This window comes from Collinsella sp. An268, assembly GCF_002159765.1.
Taxonomy (GTDB): domain Bacteria; phylum Actinomycetota; class Coriobacteriia; order Coriobacteriales; family Coriobacteriaceae; genus Coprousia.
In genome coordinates this window covers 65,490-82,566 of sequence record NZ_NFJH01000011.1, presented here as the reverse complement: position 1 = coordinate 82,566, position 17,077 = coordinate 65,490, and the positions used below count along the sequence as shown (strand labels likewise).

Genomic DNA, 17,077 nt, shown 5'->3' with positions numbered 1-17,077 from the left:
GCGAGCATCACGGGCGAGGCAACGCGAGGAGATCTCATGCTTATCTACAACTCGGCCACGCACAAAAAAGAGGAGTTAATCCCCATCGAAGAGGGTAAGGTCCGCATGTACGTGTGCGGCCCGACGGTCTATGACAACATCCACATCGGCAACGCGCGCACGTTCATCAGCTTCGACGTGATCCGCCGCTGGCTCATCGCGAGCGGGTACGAGGTCACGTTCGCCCAGAACCTCACCGACGTGGACGACAAGATCATCAACCGCGCCAACGAGCAGGGACGCACTGCCGCCGAGGTGGCTGAGGAGTTCTCGAAGAAGTTCATCGACGTCATGCATGCGGCAAACGTGATGGACCCCGATGTGCGCCCACGCGCCACCAAGGAAATCGGCTCCATGATCGGCATGATCAAGACGCTCATCGAGGGCGGTCATGCCTACGCGGCCGATAACGGCGACGTGTACTTCTCGGTGCGAAGCGATCCCACCTACGGCGAGGTTTCCGGACGCAAGATCGATGACCTCATGGTGGGCGCGCGCATCGCCGCGGGCGAGGCCAAGCGCGACCCGCTCGACTTCGCGCTCTGGAAGGCGGCCAAGCCCGGCGAGCCCAGCTGGAAGAGCCCGTGGGGCGAGGGGCGCCCGGGTTGGCACACGGAGTGCGCCGCCATGGTGCACCGCTACCTCGGCTGCCCCATCGACATCCACGGCGGCGGCTCCGACCTCGCCTTCCCGCACCACGAGAACGAGTGCGCCCAGGCCACCTGCGCCTGGCACGAGGGCTTTGCGAACACGTGGATGCATACGGGGATGCTGCTCGTCGACGGCGAGAAGATGTCGAAGTCGCTTGGCAACTTCTTTACGCTCGAGGAGGTGCTCGAGAAGCACTCCGCGGCGGCTCTGCGCCTGCTCATGCTGCAGACCCACTACCGCAGCCCGCTCGACTTCTCTTGGGAGCGCCTGGCGGGTGCCGAGAACTCGCTCGGCCGTATCGCCGGCACGGTGAAGAACCTCGTGTGGGCGACGCGCCATGCTGAAGGGCGGCCCGACGCCGCGCTCGCGCAGAAGCTCGATGCCGCGGTCCTCGCGGCGCGCGATGAGTTTGAGCGCCAGATGAACGACGACTTCAACACCGCGGGCGCGCTCGCGGCGTACTTCCAGCTGGTGACCGACGCTAACACGTATCTTGACCAGGCGGGCTCCGCGGTCGATGCGGACGCGGCGACCGGTGCTGCGGCGAGCATCGCCGGGGCGTTCAAGATCTTGGGTATCGAGTTGCCCGAGCCCGAGGAGGAGTTGCCGGTGGGGCTCCTCGGCGTGGCCGCGGGGCTTTGCGCCTACACGGGAGACGACGTTTCCGAGGCTGCCGAGAAGATCCTCGCAGCCCGTGCCGAGGCCCGCGCCGCCAAGAACTGGGACGTGGCCGACGCCATCCGCGACCAGCTGCGCGACATGGGCCTCGTGATTGAGGACACCGCCGCTGGCAGCCGCATCAAGCACGCATAATCTCGACGTCTACTCTTCTACAGGAACGCGAGCCGCTCTTTCCATTGGGGAAGGGCGGCTTTTTTTAACGCATAAAAGTACGCAGAATATTTCTTGCGTAATTGTATGCGTAGCTGGTGGCGCTGCCCCTCATGAAAAGTGATATCGGGCTCACGGATGACCAGCAGCGCGTGTACGACCTACTGAACGCGGTACGCCCCATGGCGGTGGGAGAGATTCTGAAAGAAGTTGACTTCAGCAGGTCGAAGCTCACGAAGATTCTTCAGCAACTTGTTTCCCTTGGCGTGGTTGAAACAAGTGGCGTAGCAAGGGGGACGAAGTATCGTCGATTGGCGTAGGCGGTGCAGCAAAGCGATAGGGTTGCACAAGACCTGGTGCCTTACGATAGCCGCCCGTTATCCCTGTAGCCTCAGCTGTTCGAGTAATGGCTCTAAATACGAGCGATTGCAGCCGTCGAAGCCCTCTCGCATGCCTGCGAGCGAGATCTTCTCGCGTTCATTGCCGCGCGCGATCTCGTCTTCGAGCATTTTGAAGTAGATGCACATGGCGATTTTATCCAACGCACCGAGCCGCTCGAAGTGGAATCCACCGCGGCAGTACACCCACGGCAGGTCGGGGTAGCGATTTTCCGGGAAGGAGCGGCGGAACGCCTCTTTGTGCTCGCTTGCTGGCCACAGGTCGCATGGCATGGGCGTCGCACCCACCGCGATCACGGCGTAGCGCTTCTCGGGATGTTTCGCCATGTACGCTTGGAAACGCTTGACGCCCTTGATGCTCGCCGCATGGAACCAGCTGGCAAACACTACGAGTTCGGCATCCGTGGCAACCGCCTCGATGCGATCAAGCGGTTCAGGCGTGCAACTCAGCTCTTCGGCCATCCAGTCAGCGTACGTCTTCGCCGATCCCGTTTGCGAGCAGTACACAACAGCGGCTTTCATCCATCCTCCCGGGGCTCGCGGTTTATAGGCATTTGTTCCCCATGCAGTTGCATGCATGATCGTAGTGGGAGAAGCCTTACAGAGCGCTGAAAAAATGCAGGCGTTATGAAACCTATCAAAATTGAGAAATCTAATTTTTGATAGGTTATCCTGTCAAAAATATAATATGGCAATAATGACAGGAGATAAAACGTGCGAGAGGGGATTGCTCATGTATGAACGCTATATCGTTCCTATGCTCGCGAACCGCCTGTTGGAGCCGCGTCGATTTCTCCAGATAGTAGAAGGGCCTCGGCAAACGGGAAAAAGCACGGCGGTTGCGCAAGCTTTGCGCAAGCTTGATACTCCCGTACAGGAATTCGTGTTCGACCGTCCGCGTGACCAGCTCCCGCGCACGCTCGAAGATCTGTGGAAGCAGGCGCGTTCAATGGCCCGCCAAACTCCCGGTGCCATTCTCTCTCTAGATGAAGTCCAAAAGGTTCCCGATTGGTCGGCAACGGTCAAGTACCTGTGGGACGAGGATTCTCGAAATGGGCTTGATCTTAGAGTGGTCCTCACCGGCTCTTCGACCCTGCTGTTGCGAAAAGGCATGGCCGACTCACTCAAGGGCCGCTACGAGGTTATTCCCTCAACGCAGTGGACCTTTGATGAATGCCGCGAGGCGTTTGGCTTTACGTACGAGGATTTTCTCTTCTTTGGCGGGTATCCCGGAGCGGCGTCGCTCAAGGACGACGAAGATCGTTGGCTGGCGTATGTGAGGGAGGCGATTGTTGAGCCAACGCTCACCCAAGATGTGCTCGAGATGGAAGTGGTACGCAAGCCCGCGTTGCTTCGCGCCCTCTTCGAGGTGGGTGCGGTCTATTCTGCGCAAGAAATATCCTACCGAAAGCTACTTGGCCAGCTTGACGATCGCGGGAACACCGACACAATAGCGCACTATCTTGAGTTGCTTTCACGCGCCGGCTTGTTGAGCGGTCTTCCCAAGTACGATGAAAAGGTGCTGAAGGAGCGCGCTAGTTCGCCTAGGTTGCTGGCCCATGACACCGCGCTCATGGTTACCGCTTCTGGTGAACGGCGCGAACGCTTGCGCGAGAACAGCGAATATCGGGGCCACTTGGTCGAGACAGCGGTAGGGGCGTATTTGCTTGCGCGGGCCAGCCGCGAGGGCTTTACGGTGACGTGGTGGCGCAATGGCTCCTATGAGGTTGACTTTGTGGTGACGAAAGGTCGACGGAGAACAGCGATTGAGGTGAAAAGCGGGCGCGTCAAGAGTTTGAAGGGGCTTGGGGAGTTCGTCCAACGTTATCCGGGAACCTATGCGCTCGTGATCGGGTCGAATGAGTTTCCCGTTGATGATTTCCTGCTGGGTCGTGTGCCGCTTTTCCAGTAGGGATGATGGGTTATTTAGGTAGGTGTATGGCGTCGGGGCTTTTGCAGTCGATTTGTGTTGATGCATGCCGGTTTATACTGCAGTAAGAATCAGGACGTGTGAGGAGATTCATGGGCAGGCAGCAAGGTGGGCGCGGTCAGCGGCCCGGTGGTCGTGACATGCGCGGCGGGCGCGGTATGCGTCAGCAGGGCGATAGCGAGAAGGCTCTCGGCGGAGGCAAAGATTCTCGCGATCGCGGTGGCGCGTTTGGAACAGATGACGCGCGGAAGCGGGATGCCGAAAAGGGAGGAGGCGTTCGTTCTGCGGCCAAGCGTTCGGTCATTCGCCCAACAGGTGACTTCATTGAGGGGCGCCGTGCGGTAACGGAGGCGCTGCGTGCCGGCTTCCCCGTCAAGCGCGCGCTAGTAGCCGAGGGCGAGGGCAAGGACGCCGCGCTTGGCCAGCTCGTCGACTACCTACACGCGGCCGGCGTGCCCGTCATTACCCGTCCCCGCGCCGAGCTCGATGCCATCTCCGCGCACGGCGCGCACCAGGGCATCGTGCTTGAAGTTGGCGCCTTCCCATACGCCGAGCTTTCCGATATCGTTGCACGCGCCGGCGAAGGGCCCGCGCTCGTGGTGGTGCTCGACCATGTGACCGACGCCGGCAACTTTGGCGCCATCGTGCGCTCCGCGGAGGTTGTTGGTGCCGCGGGCGTGGTCATCGCCAACAAGCGCGCGGCCGAGGTGACGGTTGCCACCTACAAGACCTCCGCCGGCGCTGTCATGCACCTGCCCATCGCCCGCGTGCCCAACATCGCTCGTGCACTCGAGGGTCTTAAACAGGCGGGATTTTGGTGCGTCGGCGCGAGCGAGCATGCCGAAGGGTCCTGCTGGGAGTCGCCGCTTACTGGGCGCATCGCACTTGTGATGGGGTCGGAGGGCGAGGGCATCTCGCGCTTGGTGCTCGAAACCTGCGACGACCTCACGCGCTTGCCGCAGCGCGGGGTGACCGAGAGCCTGAACGTGGCGCAGGCAACCACGGCACTCGCCTACGAATGGCTCCGCGTGAACATCGCCGAGCTCGGTGACGCTGGCGCCGCAGTCTCCGACCAGGGCCGCGAGATTGCCGCGGTAGGTGCGGGGGAGTAGCCCATGTCCAAAAAGAACCGTGCGAAGGCCAAGGCAAAGCGCTTTGGCGAGGGCTCGGCAAAGCCCATTGTCTCGGCGAGTACCTTTGGGGTTGGCAACGCCTTCTCGGCAGCGTTTGGTGAGGTAGCTGAGCCGGCGCGTGGTACCAACGCGCGCGGCCAAAAGGAACTCCTCGTGGTCGACGGCTACAACGTCATCCACGCCGACCCGCGCTACGAGCGCCTTATCTTCGATCGCTCGGACGATCCCTATTCGCGCGATGTCTACGACGCTGCGCGCACCTCGCTCATCGCGGACGTTGCCGCCTTTGCCCAAGGGCGCTACGAGCCGGTAATCGTGTTCGATGGCGCGGGCAACGTGAATCCCGACCGCCCGAACCTTCCCCAAGCGGGCGTGCGTATCGAGTTCTCGCCCACGGGGGTTTCGGCCGACACCGTCATCCAGCGCCTGTGCACCGATGCGCGCGAGCATGGCCGCGCCTGCTCGGTTGTTACGAGCGACGGTACGATTCAGGCGACGGTTATGGGCAAGGGCGTCACGCGTATCTCGGCGCGCATGTTTGCGGGCGAGGTCAAGCAGGTCGATGCCGATGTTGCTGAGGCCGAGGCGGCGCCCGACATCAAGCTCACCCTCGGCAGCAGGCTCGGCGGGGATTCCCTCTCAAAGTTAGCGGCGCTCCGCGACAGCCTGCGCTCGTAATGCGCGCTCCGCTTGCGTAGCATGCGGCCTTTGAGTATCCTAAATGCTCGCGCCAGCGTGGCTCAACGGTAGAGCAAGTGATTTGTAATCACTGGGTTGCGGGTTCGATTCCTGTCGCTGGCTCCCTCACACATCAAGCCCAGAGACCGACGGGGTCTCTGGGCTTTCGTTTTTTGCGAACCCTCCCTGTTCGGAACGCGGCGTAGGCGCGGCACCTTTCGGTGTTGACCGTGCACCAATCTCAAAGGGCTAAGGTGGATGCGTGCGATGAGGGTGATCCATGGAGTTGGTATCGGCCGGATTGGTCAAATTGCCTCATGAAAGGGCATCCTGTCCATAATCGATTGCGCGCAAGCGGCGCTTATGCGCCGTCGTCCATGCCAAATCGCGTCAAAACATCACCGTCGACCGCTTTGCCCTAGAGCAGAACGGTCGACGGCTGTGGTGTAGCTCGATAAAGCGCGGTGCAAATGCCCCCTCACAGGGTAATTTGACCAAATCGGTGTACATCAACCGCAAACAGGCGTCGGCAGTCCGCGCTGCGCCCGCGCGCAAGGTCTAGCCGAGGATGCGCACCTCCACACGATACGTTCCCGCGGCGTCGATTCGGTACGGCTCCTCCACGTCCGATCCCCAGCTATCGATGCCGCCCACACCGCGCATCGCTCCATACAGGCACAGATGCGTGCGCTCCGTTACGGGGAGTTCCTCGGGGTGTGCGGCGCTCTCGAGCTCGAGCGCGCTTGCGGGAAGCGCCGAGAACGCGAACGGCTCCTCCTCCATAACAAACGCGATCTTGCCCCAGCAGTGCCCGCCAGCGTCGCGTGCCGAGAGTTCAAGCTCGTGCGTGCGTACGTGGCAGCCGCAGTCTTGTGGGACGAGGTAGGCGGGTACGTGCGGCTCCTCATGGTGGCGGCCAAAGGTGCCGCCGCGCCAGCGGTCGGGGTACGTCTCGCCCGAAAGACCCGTCCAAGCAACGTCCGCGACAGGCGCCGGGGTCACCAGGTGCACGCCAAAACAGGGCAGCTCCGGCAGTCCCTCGACACCGGTGTAGAGCGCCTCGACAAGCATGCCCGTCCCGGCCTCAACGGTGTAACGCAGGACTATTTCCGCTCCGGGGACAACGTCTGCCGCAAAGCGGTACGCCACCACCACGCGGCGTGGGCCGAGCTCCTCCACGCGCTGGTCCGTGCAGCGGCAGAACGCCTCCGCGGCGAGCCACGCTGCGCTTCTTGCAGGGAAACCGCATCCGCGGTCGTTATCGGTCGAGGCGCGCCAAAGTGCGGGCCGCGGCGCCCGCCAGAGCCATTCGCGTCCGTTTACTCGCAGGCTCACGGGCCCGTGCTCCGCCCACGAGAAGAGGATGGAGAGCTCGCCGCACGTAACACCGAGGTTCACGTCGCCCTGCGCGATCACAAGGTCGGGTGCCTCTGCGGCACGCTCGCGTCGTGTCGCTGCCTGCGCGGCAATCGCGCGTGCACTCTCTGCTTCGGCGGCATCGCACGCAGCATCGTGCGCGGCGCGCGTGGAGGCATCCGCGTACCAGTAGCGCACCTCCTGCATCGCAGGCTTCTCGGTGCCATCGGCAAAGACAACGCCGTCGCCGCTGAACGCGTAGTCGCTCGGCCGTTCGCCAAAGTCTCCGCCGTAGCCCAGAGAACGCCGTCCGAGCGCGTCACGCCGCCAGAGGGCCTGGTCCATGTAGTCCCAGATAAAGCCACCTTGGTACTGCTCAAACTCCTCGCCCAAGCGCATGTAGCTCTCCATGCCGCCTAAGCTGTTGCCCATGTCGTGCATGTATTCGCAGAGTATAAAGGGCTTCTTAGGCGAGTTCTCGAGGTAGTGACGGATGTCGGCCGGCGTTGCGTACATGCGGCTCTCTACATCTGAGGCCTCCTCCCATGCGGGATCGTAGCCCTCGCGCCCCCGCGCTTGGAACACGCCTTCGTAATGGACAGGACGGCTCGGGTCCGTCTCGTGGAAGAAGCGGCTCATGGCGAGGATGGCATCGCCTGCGTACGACTCATTGCCGCAGCTCCACATGAGGACCGCAGGATGGTTCTTGTCGCGCTCAAACATCGAACGCGCGCGGTCGATGACAGCGGGCGTCCACGCGGCGAGGCTGCCCGGTACGTTCCAGGCAGGGTCCACGGCTCCGAGCTTTTGCCAGCTGCCGTGGGTCTCGAGGTTGGCCTCGTCGATCATATAGACGCCGTTCTCGTCACAGAGGTCGTACCACGGCGTCTGATCTGGGTAGTGGCAGGTGCGCACGGCGTTGATATTGTTGCGTTTGAAGGTCTCCATCGCGCGGATCATGTCGTCATGCGCAATGGCGCGGCCGTGTTCAGCGCTCCACTCGTGGCGGTTTACGCCGCAGAAGAACAGGCGCTGCCCGTTGAGGCGCAAGACGCCGTCCTCAATCCCCACACGGCGAAAGCCCGTCCGCACGGTTGCGCGCTCCACCTCGCGTCCGGAGTGGAAGTCGACGAGCGCCACCTCAACCGTATAGAGCGCCGGTTGCTCGTGGCTCCACGGGACGATGTTCTCGAGTCGCAGGGGACAATCGAGCTCGACCGTGCGCGCATCCTCCCAGGGACTGTTCGCCTGTTCGACGGTCGTAAAGTCCGGCGCCCCCTCATATAGCTTTGTCCCGTTTGCGTCCGTTACGCGCAGCCGCACGATGCACGACGCGAGCGTCTCAGCATCGTCCGCAGAGCTAATGGTGATGCGCGGGTCGAGTATGCCCGTGATGTTGTCCGTGTCGAGTTTGGCTCTCAGCCATATGTCCTCAACGTGCAGCCGCGGCTTGGCGTAGAGCACCACGGGCCGGAAGATGCCAAAGAACCGGAACATATCCTGGTCTTCTAGCCACGACGCACTCGAATGTTGAAAAACCTCGACAGCAAGACGGTTTATCCCCGGGTGCAGATAGTCGGTGAGGTCAAAGTCGCTTGGGGTGAAGCTGTCCTCGGCGTAGCCTACAAAGCACCCGTTTACCCAGAGGAAAAAGGCGCGCTCGACACCCTGGAAAGAAATACATACGCGCATGTCCTCCCATGCGGAGTCGAGCTCGAAGTTGCGCACGTAACATCCCACGGCGCAGCGGTCGGTGTCGATGGCGGGCGGGCGCAGGCTGGAGACACCGTCCCAGGGGTACTGCGTGTTCACATACTGAATCTGGCCGTAGTCCTGGAGTTCGATATGGGCGGGCACCTGGATAGTGCCGAAGGTGGAGAGGTCGGCGTCCTCGTGCCAAAAGTTGCGCGGCCGCTCGTCGATGGAGGGGGTGTAGGCAAAGCGCCAGCTACCGTCGAGCGTGCGCGTGCAGATGCGCTGCGCGCCGTACCAGGTGTGGTCGGAGTGCGCGGGGAGCCGGTTCACCTCAAAGACCTCAGGATCTTGGAGCCAGGCGAGGGTGGGGGACGATGTGTTCACGATGCCTCCAATCGGTTGGTTGGTGTCAGTGTAACGCGCGCGAACTTGTCTTGCCTTCACAACACGTTCACGACAACGGGGCGCGCGAGAAAAGGTGATTCAATAAAACCGCAGGTGAGAGATGATGGATACGCCCGGGCGCGTGTATTTGAGTAAAGTGGTTGACAGCCGCGGGCGCGACGTCGTACTATTCATTCGCTCGCAAGGAGCTTGCCCTTTGGGCAGGTGCGTTGCGAGGCTTGCTATAAGGGAGTGTGCCCGAGTGGTTAATGGGGACGGGCTGTAAACCCGTTGGCTCTGCCTACCAAGGTTCGAATCCTTGCGCTCCCACCAGCAAGTGCCTGTGTAGCTCAGTCGGTAGAGCACCTCGTTGGTAACGAGGAGGTCACCGGTTCAAGTCCGGTCGCAGGCTCCAGTAAGGCGGTGTAGCTCAGCTGGTTAGAGCACACGGTTCATACCCGTGGCGTCACTGGTTCGAATCCAGTCACCGCTACCAAGGTAACACGGTGGCTTTCCCATCATGGGGGAGCCACTTAGGTTAAGAAGGCATTGTCCCCGCCGGGGACGACCTTTGAAGGAGGAGGGCTAAATGGCCAAGGAAAAGTTCGAGCGCACTAAGCCGCATGTTAACATCGGCACCATCGGCCACGTGGACCACGGTAAGACCACGCTGACCGCCGCCATCACCAAGGTTCTCTCCGAGACCGAGGGCTGCAAGGCCGACTTCACGGCGTTCGAGAACATCGACAAGGCTCCCGAGGAGCGCGAGCGCGGCATCACCATCTCCGTCGCTCACGTCGAGTACGAGACGGCCAACCGTCACTACGCTCACGTTGACTGCCCCGGCCACGCCGACTACATCAAGAACATGATCTCCGGTGCTGCCCAGATGGACGGCGCTATCCTGGTCATCGCTGCCACCGACGGCCCCATGGCCCAGACCCGCGAGCACATCCTGCTCGCCCGTCAGGTCGGCGTGCCCTACATCGTCGTGTTCCTGAACAAGTGCGACATGGTCGACGACGAGGAGCTCATTGACCTCGTCGAGATGGAGACCCGTGAGCTCCTCTCCGAGTACGACTTCCCGGGAGACGACATCCCCGTCATCCGCGGTTCCGCTCTCGGCGCCCTCAACGGCGAGGAGAAGTGGATGGATTCCGTCCGCGAGCTCATGGCTGCCGTCGACGAGTACATCCCGACCCCCGAGCGTGACGATGCCAAGCCCTTCCTGATGGCCGTCGAGGACACCATGACCATCTCCGGCCGTGGTACCGTCGCTACCGGTCGTGTCGAGCGCGGCGTGCTCAAGCTCAACGAGCCCGTCGAGATCGTCGGCATCAAGGAGACCCAGTCCTCCGTCGCCACCGGCATCGAGATGTTCCGCAAGACCATGGACTTCTGCGAGGCTGGCGATAACGTCGGCATCCTGCTCCGCGGCATCAAGCGCGAGGACATCGAGCGCGGCCAGGTTCTCTGCAAGCCCGGCTCGGTGCACCCGCACACCAAGTTCACCGGCGAGGTCTACGTCCTCACCAAGGAGGAGGGCGGCCGTCACACCCCGTTCTTCGATGGTTACCGTCCGCAGTTCTACTTCCGTACCACTGACGTGACCGGCACCGTCAAGCTCCCCGAGGGCACCGAGATGGCCATGCCTGGTGACCACATCACCATCGAGGGCGACCTCATCCACCCGATCGCCATGGAGGAGGGCCTGCGCTTCGCTATCCGCGAGGGTGGCCACACCGTCGGCTCGGGCGTTGTCTCCACGATCATCGAGTAACTTCCGTTATTCGGTAATCTAGAGCTTGTGCAACCCGGTTCCCTCACGGGGGAGCCGGGTTTTTCTGTCGCTGTCCGTTGATTATCCGTCTGCCGGTCATGACGATCCCTAAGAGGGCTACTTAGCCTTTACCATCAGGGTGGGATCAGGTTATGTACCGTTTTTGCAGACACACCGCCCGGCGCAACTGACCGTTGACGTACCATCTTCGAGATGATAATGTATTCCACCGTGCCCGTCCGGGCGGTATTGGAGGTAATAAGTTTCATGCGTACCCTAGTCACCCTTGCATGCACCGAGTGCAAGCGTCGCAACTACACGACGACCAAGAACAAGGCCACCATGCCTGACCGCATGGAGATCAAGAAGTATTGCCCCTGGTGCCACCGTCATACGGTCCACAAGGAGACCCGCTAGTCTTCTGATATACGCCAGTAGTTCAATTGGTAGAGCATCGGTCTCCAAAACCGAGTGTTGAGGGTTCGAGTCCTTCCTGGCGTGCCAGTAATCAATCCGTAAGCCCCGAACGTTGGGGCTTACGGTTTTCCCATGTTTGAGCGTGTTTTGCCGGAGGTATCACATATGGCAAACAAGAAGTCACCTAAGAAGGGCGCGGCCACTCAGACCGCTTCCTCCCAGGCTCATGGCAAGAAGGCCGATACCTCTCAGAAGGTTGTGAAGGCAAAGCAGAGCAAGGCTCCCGCTAAGGCCGCCAAGGGTAAGAACGGCAAGGCTGCCAAGCCCGGTTTCCTTACCCGCGTTAAGAATTACTTCGCCTCGGTCCGCACCGAGATGAAGCGCGTCACTTGGCCCACCAAAGAGGAGCTCATTCGCTATTCCGTTGCGGTCTGCGTCTCCCTCGTGGTGGTGGGCGTGGTTATCGCCGCACTTGACTTTGTTATCGGCGAGGGCCTGGTCCTCTTCTCGGGTCTGAGGGGGTAAAGCATGACGAAGCGTTGGTATGTGGTTCATACGTACTCCGGCTACGAGAAGAGCGTCAAGACCGATCTCGAGCATCGTATCGAGACCATGGGGATGCAGGATCGTATCTTTGATATCGAGATCCCTATGGAGAGCGTGACCGAGATCAAAGAGGGCGGTAAGCGCGAGACCAAGGACGTCAAGATCTTCCCGGGCTACGTGCTCGTGCGTATGGAGATGGACGACGATGCCTGGACGTGCGTCCGCAACACGCCGGGTGTCACCGGGTTCCTCGGTGCCAACGGCAAGCCCTCTCCGCTCTCGCGCGATGAGTACAACAAGATGATGCGCAAGTCGAAGAAGGGCGAGGCGCCCAAGCGCACCGCGGTCGGCCTGGAGGTCGGCACCTCGGTCCGCGTGACCTCGGGCCCGCTCGCAGACTTCGACGGTCAGGTCGCCGAGGTTGATGCGAACGCCGGCAAGGTCAAGGTCACTCTCGTGATCTTCGGCCGCGAGACGCCGGTCGAGCTCGGCTTCGATCAGGTGGCCGTCATCAGTTAAGTTCGTCCGTTCTCGAGCTTGTGTTCCCTTGCGGCCGCTCACCGCTCCGGGTGCTTCTAACACGGGCTCGTTAACGATATAGCTCATGTTAGAAGCACATTGAAAGAAAGGTTTTGAGATGGCTGAGAAGAAGGTTGCAACCGTCATCAAGTTGCAGATCAACGCCGGTCAGGCCAACCCGGCTCCTCCCGTCGGCCCCGCCCTTGGTGCCGCGCAGGTGAACATCATGCAGTTCTGCCAGGCGTTCAACGCCGCTACGCAGGACAAGATGGGCGACGTCATCCCCGTTGAGATCACCGTTTACGAGGATCGCTCGTTCACCTTCATCACCAAGACTCCGCCAGCGGCGCACCTCATCAAGAAGGAGCTCAAGCTCAAGAGCGGTTCCGCCGTGCCGCAGCGCGACAAGGTCGGCCAGCTCACCCAGGAGCAGCTCACCAAGATCGCCGAGATCAAGATGCCCGACCTCAATGCCAACGACATCGAGGCCGCCAAGAAGATCGTCGCCGGTACCGCCCGCTCCATGGGCGTGACCATCGCCGAGTAACTCTCGTGTATTACGGGCGTCCTCATGGACGCCCGCAGGTAGGTTGCGCACCTTTAGCGTGCGCTTCGATGTGGGAGGGCGTCCTGCCCGATGACCACAGGAGGTATTGATATGGCAAAGCATGGAAAGAATTTCCGCGCTGCGGCAGAGAAGGTCGACAGCCAGAAGCTCTACACCCCGCTTGCGGCGGTGAAGCTCGTCAAGGAGGTTGCTCCGGCCAAGTTCGACGAGACCGTTGAGGCTCACTTCCGTCTGGGTATCGACACCCGCAAGGCCGACCAGAACGTCCGCGGCTCCATCTCGCTGCCGCACGGCACCGGTAAGTCGGTCCGCGTCGCCGTCTTCGCCGAGGGCGAGAAGGCTCGTGAGGCCGAGGAGGCCGGCGCCGACGTCATCGGTTCCGACGACCTCGTCGCTCAGATCCAGGCCGGCGAGATCAACTTTGACGCCGCCATCGCTACGCCCAACATGATGGCCAAGGTCGGCCGCATCGGTAAGATCCTCGGCCCCCGCGGTCTTATGCCGAACCCCAAGCTCGGCACGGTGACCATGGACGTCGCCAAGATGGTCGCCGAGCTCAAGGCCGGTCGTGTTGAGTACCGTGCCGACCGCTATGGCATCTGCCACGTGCCGGTGGGCAAGGTCTCCTTCGACGACCAGAAGCTCGTGGAGAACTACGCTGCTCTCTACACCGAGCTCCTGCGCGTCAAGCCGTCCTCCGCTAAGGGCCGCTACGTGAAGAGCATCTCGCTCTCCTCGACCATGGGCCCCGGCGTGAAGGTCGACTCCTCCATCCAGCGCGACTTCATGGCCGAGTAGCCCGTCTGGCTCCATAGGCACTTGGCACAGCATAGGTTGTGCGACTCGCCCGGCTCCGTTCTGCGGAGCCGGGCTTTTTTGTAGCGAGAATCCATGGGAAAAATAGTACATCGACAGCCGAAGTACTATGTGATATGCTCTCCGTGACAGGATAAGCTGCCACCAAGGAGGTGACGGTATGGCTGCCCGAGATGCCGTGAGCGATCTGATCCGGGGGAACATCGACGCCATCATCCTGCACGTGCTGAGCCAGGGTGACAGCTATGGCTACGAGATTCTCAAAGAGATCGCGACCGCGAGCCAAGGCGACTACGAGATGAAGGAGCCATCGCTCTACACGAGCCTGAAGCGTCTGGAGACGCAAGGGTTTGTATCGAGCTACTGGGGCGACGAGACCCAGGGCGCGCGACGCAAGTATTACCGCATCTGCGATGCGGGTATCACCGAGTTACAGGAAGCCACCGAGCGCTGGATGCGCGTGAGGCGCATCATCGACCGGTTGCTGGGCGCGAACGGGGGAGAGCGATGAGCGAACTGCGCATGTACGTCGAGCGCCTATTTGAAGGCAAGGTGCTGACGCCCGAGATGATAGAGCTCAAGGAGGAGATCTACGGCAATCTCGTCGCGCGCTATGAGGACTACGTAGCGGGCGGTATGAGCGCCGAGGACGCCCTTGAGAAGACGAAGGCGAGCATGACGAGCCTCGATGATGTGCTCGAGGCCGGTCAAGACAGCCAGCCGGTTGCCGAGACGGTGGAAATGCCCGTTGCGGATTCTGCGGTTGAGGGCACCGGGTCCGCACGCGCTGAGGGCTCCCCGCAGCCCCCGGTGCAGCAGGGGGCGGAGACGGCCCCGGCGCGAAAGCACCTGTCGCCGGCAGTCATCGCGGTCATCGCGGTGGCGGCGCTCTTTGTCATCGTGATCCTCGGCTTTATGGGCTGCAACATGTTTGTGGCGGATCGCGCGCATGAGTCGTATGAGAACGATCAGACGGTCTCCTCCGTCGACCAAACAACGGGCAACGGGACGGGTCAGGGGACTTCTGCGGGAGACCAGCAGGGTGCGCAAGACCAGGGGCAGGGCGCCTCTGGTCAGGCGACGCCCACCTTCAGCGACCCTGAGGACCAGGCGGAATACGAGGCGACGGTTGCCGTCGACGACGCCATCGCCAACCAAGATGTCGCCGCGCTGCAGCAGGCGGTGGGCAACGGCACCGATACCGCGGCGTTCGTGGCCGAGCTGCCCCTCGGGGCGTATCTGGGATCGGCGGGCGCACCGGAGGCGCAGACCTCCTTTGCGATCAGCTATGAGAACGTCTCCGATCTTATCGACGGCGACGCGATCGAGCGGGCGCTGCTCTACAACGCGGTGACGCTGATGAGCGTCTACCCCGCGCTTGACCGCGTTGACTTCACCGTGCAGGAGGAGTACGACAGCGTCTACGACGCCGACCGGTACGTCTTTGACCGCTCGACGCTCGAGCATGCCTTCAGCAACGCAAGTAACGGGGCGATCGCGCAGCTGAACAGCTCGCTGTTTGAGAGCGCCGAGGCGTGGGACCAGGTGCGCGACTACGTCTTTCGCGAGAACTTCCGCGAGCGGCAGGTGGAATTTGCCGAAGTTGACCGGTAGCGGGTCGTCCAACATCTGAGAGCAATCTGTCTCCACGAGCGAGGGGGTGCTGTCGCAACGGCGATGGCGCCCCCTTTCGCATGCGCCCGCCACGGGGACTTAGGAGTTTCGTAAGCGGATGGGGAGAAAGGATGAAGGCGGTTTGAGAGCCGCCCAAAGACGGCATAATACGGCGACTGTCTTCGAGACAGGGACGATACAAGCGCGCAAGCGCCAAAGAGGAAGGTGCCAGTCATGGCTGAGAATACGGTGGAGCACGGTACGGTGGAAGAGGCGCCTGCGGAGGTCCGCGACGGGCTCGTCCGCGCCGAGGAGGCGCGGCGCGTGCTCGTGGCGGAGCTGGCGGGTCTGGGCGTCACGATGACCGCGGCGATGGACGCCCATCCGGGCTTTGTCCCCTGCGGGCATGCGTTTGCCGTGGTGATCGACGGGCTGGCGGGCGCTGCCACGGCGACGGACGCCGCAGAGCTCGAGGCGCTCGCCGGGGCCGCCCGTGCGCGCAGCGAGCACGTGGCGGCGCATCGCGGCGTGTCGCAGGGCGATGCGGCGTATGTGCGCACCGCGATGGGCAAGGCCGCGGGCGTGGCGACCATGCGCGCGCACCTGCTGGCCGAGCTCATGGGCATCGCCCTTGCCGCGCAGCGCGGAATGGCCATGGGCGCCATGTCCGACGAGGTGAACGTGTACCTCGTAAACAGCCTGGCAGCGCTCGCAGCCGGTGAGGACACCGAAAACGTGCACGAGTGCCTGATGCGCTCGAGCGCCGCGGCGGCGCAGGCCTTCTCGCTGGTTGCGTAAGGGCAGGGCCCCGCTTTAGGGGACGGTTTGCATGGCAAGCCGAAGGTCCCGCATGAACGCGTTCATGGCGGGCGTGACCCATTTCTGCTCGCGATAAAGCATCTGAACGGCCATAGCGGGCAGGGCGAGCGTCGTCGAAAGCGTAACGAGCGCGCCGCGCGCGATATCTCGGCTCGCCGAGAAGCGCGGTACGAGGGCGACGCCCGCCCCGCCCAGCGCCAGGCGGAGGAGCATCTCAGTGCTCCCGGTCTCGATGACCGGTGTGACGCCGAGGTTGTGCTCGGCGAGGGCGCGGTCGAAGTCCTGCCGGTAGCTCTCTCCGCGCTCCGTGAGGACGAAGGGGAGCCGCACGAGCTCCTCGGGTGTCAACGGCCCCTCGGCAGGGGGAACCAGCTCGGGAGCTGCGACGAGGACCGTCTCGTCCTCGCACAGCACCTCGCGCGTGAAGCCGGGCAGCACGAGAGGCTGCTCAAAGGTGAGCACCAGATCGAGCTCCCCTCTGCGGCAGCGCTCGATGAGCTTGTCGAACTCAGAAGTTTGAACGACCGTCTCCACGGCGGGGTTCCGTCGCGCGAACGCGGCGAGCACCGGTGGCAGGAGCGCGGCAGCCGGCGATTCCACGCTGCCGATCCGGAGAGGGCCGGAAAGCGCACCCTCGCCGTCAGCGGAGGAGAGGCATGACCGGGCGGTATCCGCCGCCTCGATGAGGGCATGGGCGTGGAAGGCGAAGGTGCGTCCCGCATCGGTCAGCACCACGCCGCGCGGTATGCGATCGAAAAGGGCGCATCCGAGCTCGGCTTCGAGCTGCTTGATCTGCATGGTCACCGCTGACTGCGAGTACCCCAGCCTGTCCGCCGCGCGCGACAGGCTGCCGGTCTCGGCGACTTTGAGGAAGGTCTCAACCACGCGCAGCTCCACGGCGCT

The 17,077-nt window shown here is 62.4% G+C and carries 16 protein-coding genes and 5 tRNA genes; 18 read left to right on the top strand and 3 right to left on the bottom strand.

Annotated features, from left to right (window positions below; all coding sequences use genetic code 11):
* Positions 1-36 precede the first annotated feature (36 nt).
* Positions 37-1,503 carry a cysteine--tRNA ligase gene (cysS, locus tag B5F70_RS09085; RefSeq protein ID WP_087205247.1) on the top strand — a complete coding sequence of 489 codons (1,467 nt, stop codon included), beginning with the start codon at positions 37-39 and terminating at the stop codon, positions 1,501-1,503.
* A gap of 395 nt (positions 1,504-1,898) precedes the next feature.
* Here cysS and B5F70_RS09075 read toward each other — a convergent pair whose 3' ends face one another.
* Positions 1,899-2,441, bottom strand: coding sequence for a hypothetical protein (locus B5F70_RS09075; RefSeq protein ID WP_087205245.1), 543 nt, complete (start codon positions 2,439-2,441; stop codon positions 1,899-1,901).
* Positions 2,442-2,652: 211 nt separating this feature from the next.
* On the opposite strand from B5F70_RS09075, the gene B5F70_RS09070 reads away from it, so the two are divergent.
* From B5F70_RS09070 to B5F70_RS09055, 4 genes are all read left to right on the top strand, one after another.
* A complete protein-coding gene (locus tag B5F70_RS09070) occupies positions 2,653-3,831 on the top strand; it encodes an ATP-binding protein (protein WP_087205244.1) in 1,179 nt (392 codons plus the stop codon).
* 110 nt (positions 3,832-3,941) lie between these two features.
* Positions 3,942-4,961, top strand: coding sequence for a 23S rRNA (guanosine(2251)-2'-O)-methyltransferase RlmB (rlmB, locus tag B5F70_RS09065; protein ID WP_241145964.1), 1,020 nt, complete (start codon positions 3,942-3,944; stop codon positions 4,959-4,961).
* A gap of 3 nt (positions 4,962-4,964) precedes the next feature.
* Positions 4,965-5,660, top strand: a complete 696-nt coding sequence (locus B5F70_RS09060; RefSeq protein ID WP_087205242.1) for an NYN domain-containing protein — start codon at positions 4,965-4,967, stop codon at positions 5,658-5,660.
* 51 nt (positions 5,661-5,711) lie between these two features.
* A tRNA-Thr gene (locus tag B5F70_RS09055) sits at positions 5,712-5,783 on the top strand.
* 435 nt (positions 5,784-6,218) lie between these two features.
* On the opposite strand, the gene B5F70_RS09050 is transcribed toward B5F70_RS09055, so the two are convergent.
* Positions 6,219-9,095: a glycoside hydrolase family 2 TIM barrel-domain containing protein gene (locus B5F70_RS09050; protein ID WP_087205241.1), complete on the bottom strand. Its 2,877-nt coding sequence runs from the start codon at positions 9,093-9,095 to the stop codon at positions 6,219-6,221.
* A 248-nt stretch (positions 9,096-9,343) separates the two neighbouring features.
* On the opposite strand from B5F70_RS09050, the gene B5F70_RS09045 reads away from it, so the two are divergent.
* The 13 genes from B5F70_RS09045 to B5F70_RS08985 all read left to right on the top strand — a co-directional run bounded on the left by B5F70_RS09045 (position 9,344) and on the right by B5F70_RS08985 (position 16,153).
* Positions 9,344-9,428: transfer RNA gene (locus B5F70_RS09045), tRNA-Tyr, on the top strand.
* Between the two features lie 6 nt (positions 9,429-9,434).
* Positions 9,435-9,510: transfer RNA gene (locus tag B5F70_RS09040), tRNA-Thr, on the top strand.
* A gap of 4 nt (positions 9,511-9,514) precedes the next feature.
* Positions 9,515-9,591: transfer RNA gene (locus tag B5F70_RS09035), tRNA-Met, on the top strand.
* 93 nt (positions 9,592-9,684) lie between these two features.
* Positions 9,685-10,875 carry an elongation factor Tu gene (tuf, locus tag B5F70_RS09030; protein ID WP_087205240.1) on the top strand — a complete coding sequence of 397 codons (1,191 nt, stop codon included), beginning with the start codon at positions 9,685-9,687 and terminating at the stop codon, positions 10,873-10,875.
* A 267-nt stretch (positions 10,876-11,142) separates the two neighbouring features.
* A complete protein-coding gene (rpmG, locus tag B5F70_RS09025; RefSeq protein WP_087205239.1) occupies positions 11,143-11,292 on the top strand; it encodes a 50S ribosomal protein L33 in 150 nt (49 codons plus the stop codon).
* 11 nt (positions 11,293-11,303) lie between these two features.
* A tRNA-Trp gene (locus tag B5F70_RS09020) sits at positions 11,304-11,379 on the top strand.
* 78 nt (positions 11,380-11,457) lie between these two features.
* Entirely contained in the window at positions 11,458-11,817 is a 360-nt protein-coding gene (secE, locus tag B5F70_RS09015; protein WP_204574126.1) for a preprotein translocase subunit SecE, read from the top strand.
* Between the two features lie 3 nt (positions 11,818-11,820).
* Positions 11,821-12,357, top strand: a complete 537-nt coding sequence (gene nusG / locus B5F70_RS09010) for a transcription termination/antitermination protein NusG (protein WP_087205237.1) — start codon at positions 11,821-11,823, stop codon at positions 12,355-12,357.
* 118 nt (positions 12,358-12,475) lie between these two features.
* Positions 12,476-12,904 (top strand): 50S ribosomal protein L11, encoded by a 429-nt coding sequence (gene rplK, locus B5F70_RS09005; protein ID WP_087205236.1) that lies wholly within the window; start codon positions 12,476-12,478, stop codon positions 12,902-12,904.
* 111 nt (positions 12,905-13,015) lie between these two features.
* Complete coding sequence (gene rplA / locus B5F70_RS09000; RefSeq protein WP_087205235.1) at positions 13,016-13,723, top strand: 50S ribosomal protein L1; 708 nt, start codon at positions 13,016-13,018, stop codon at positions 13,721-13,723.
* A 178-nt stretch (positions 13,724-13,901) separates the two neighbouring features.
* The gene (locus B5F70_RS08995) at positions 13,902-14,252 is read left to right on the top strand and encodes a PadR family transcriptional regulator (RefSeq protein ID WP_087205234.1); all 351 of its coding nucleotides are present in this window, start codon (positions 13,902-13,904) and stop codon (positions 14,250-14,252) included.
* On the top strand, positions 14,249-15,355 hold the full coding sequence (locus tag B5F70_RS08990) for a permease prefix domain 1-containing protein (RefSeq protein ID WP_087205233.1): 1,107 nt from the start codon (positions 14,249-14,251) through the stop codon (positions 15,353-15,355). Before B5F70_RS08995 ends, B5F70_RS08990 begins: the two co-directional genes overlap by 4 nt.
* 234 nt (positions 15,356-15,589) lie before the next feature.
* Positions 15,590-16,153: a hypothetical protein gene (locus B5F70_RS08985; RefSeq protein ID WP_087205232.1), complete on the top strand. Its 564-nt coding sequence runs from the start codon at positions 15,590-15,592 to the stop codon at positions 16,151-16,153.
* Between the two features lie 15 nt (positions 16,154-16,168).
* Here B5F70_RS08985 and B5F70_RS08980 read toward each other — a convergent pair whose 3' ends face one another.
* Positions 16,169-17,071, bottom strand: a complete 903-nt coding sequence (locus tag B5F70_RS08980) for a LysR family transcriptional regulator (protein ID WP_158094977.1) — start codon at positions 17,069-17,071, stop codon at positions 16,169-16,171.
* Between the last annotated feature and the right edge of the window lie 6 nt (positions 17,072-17,077).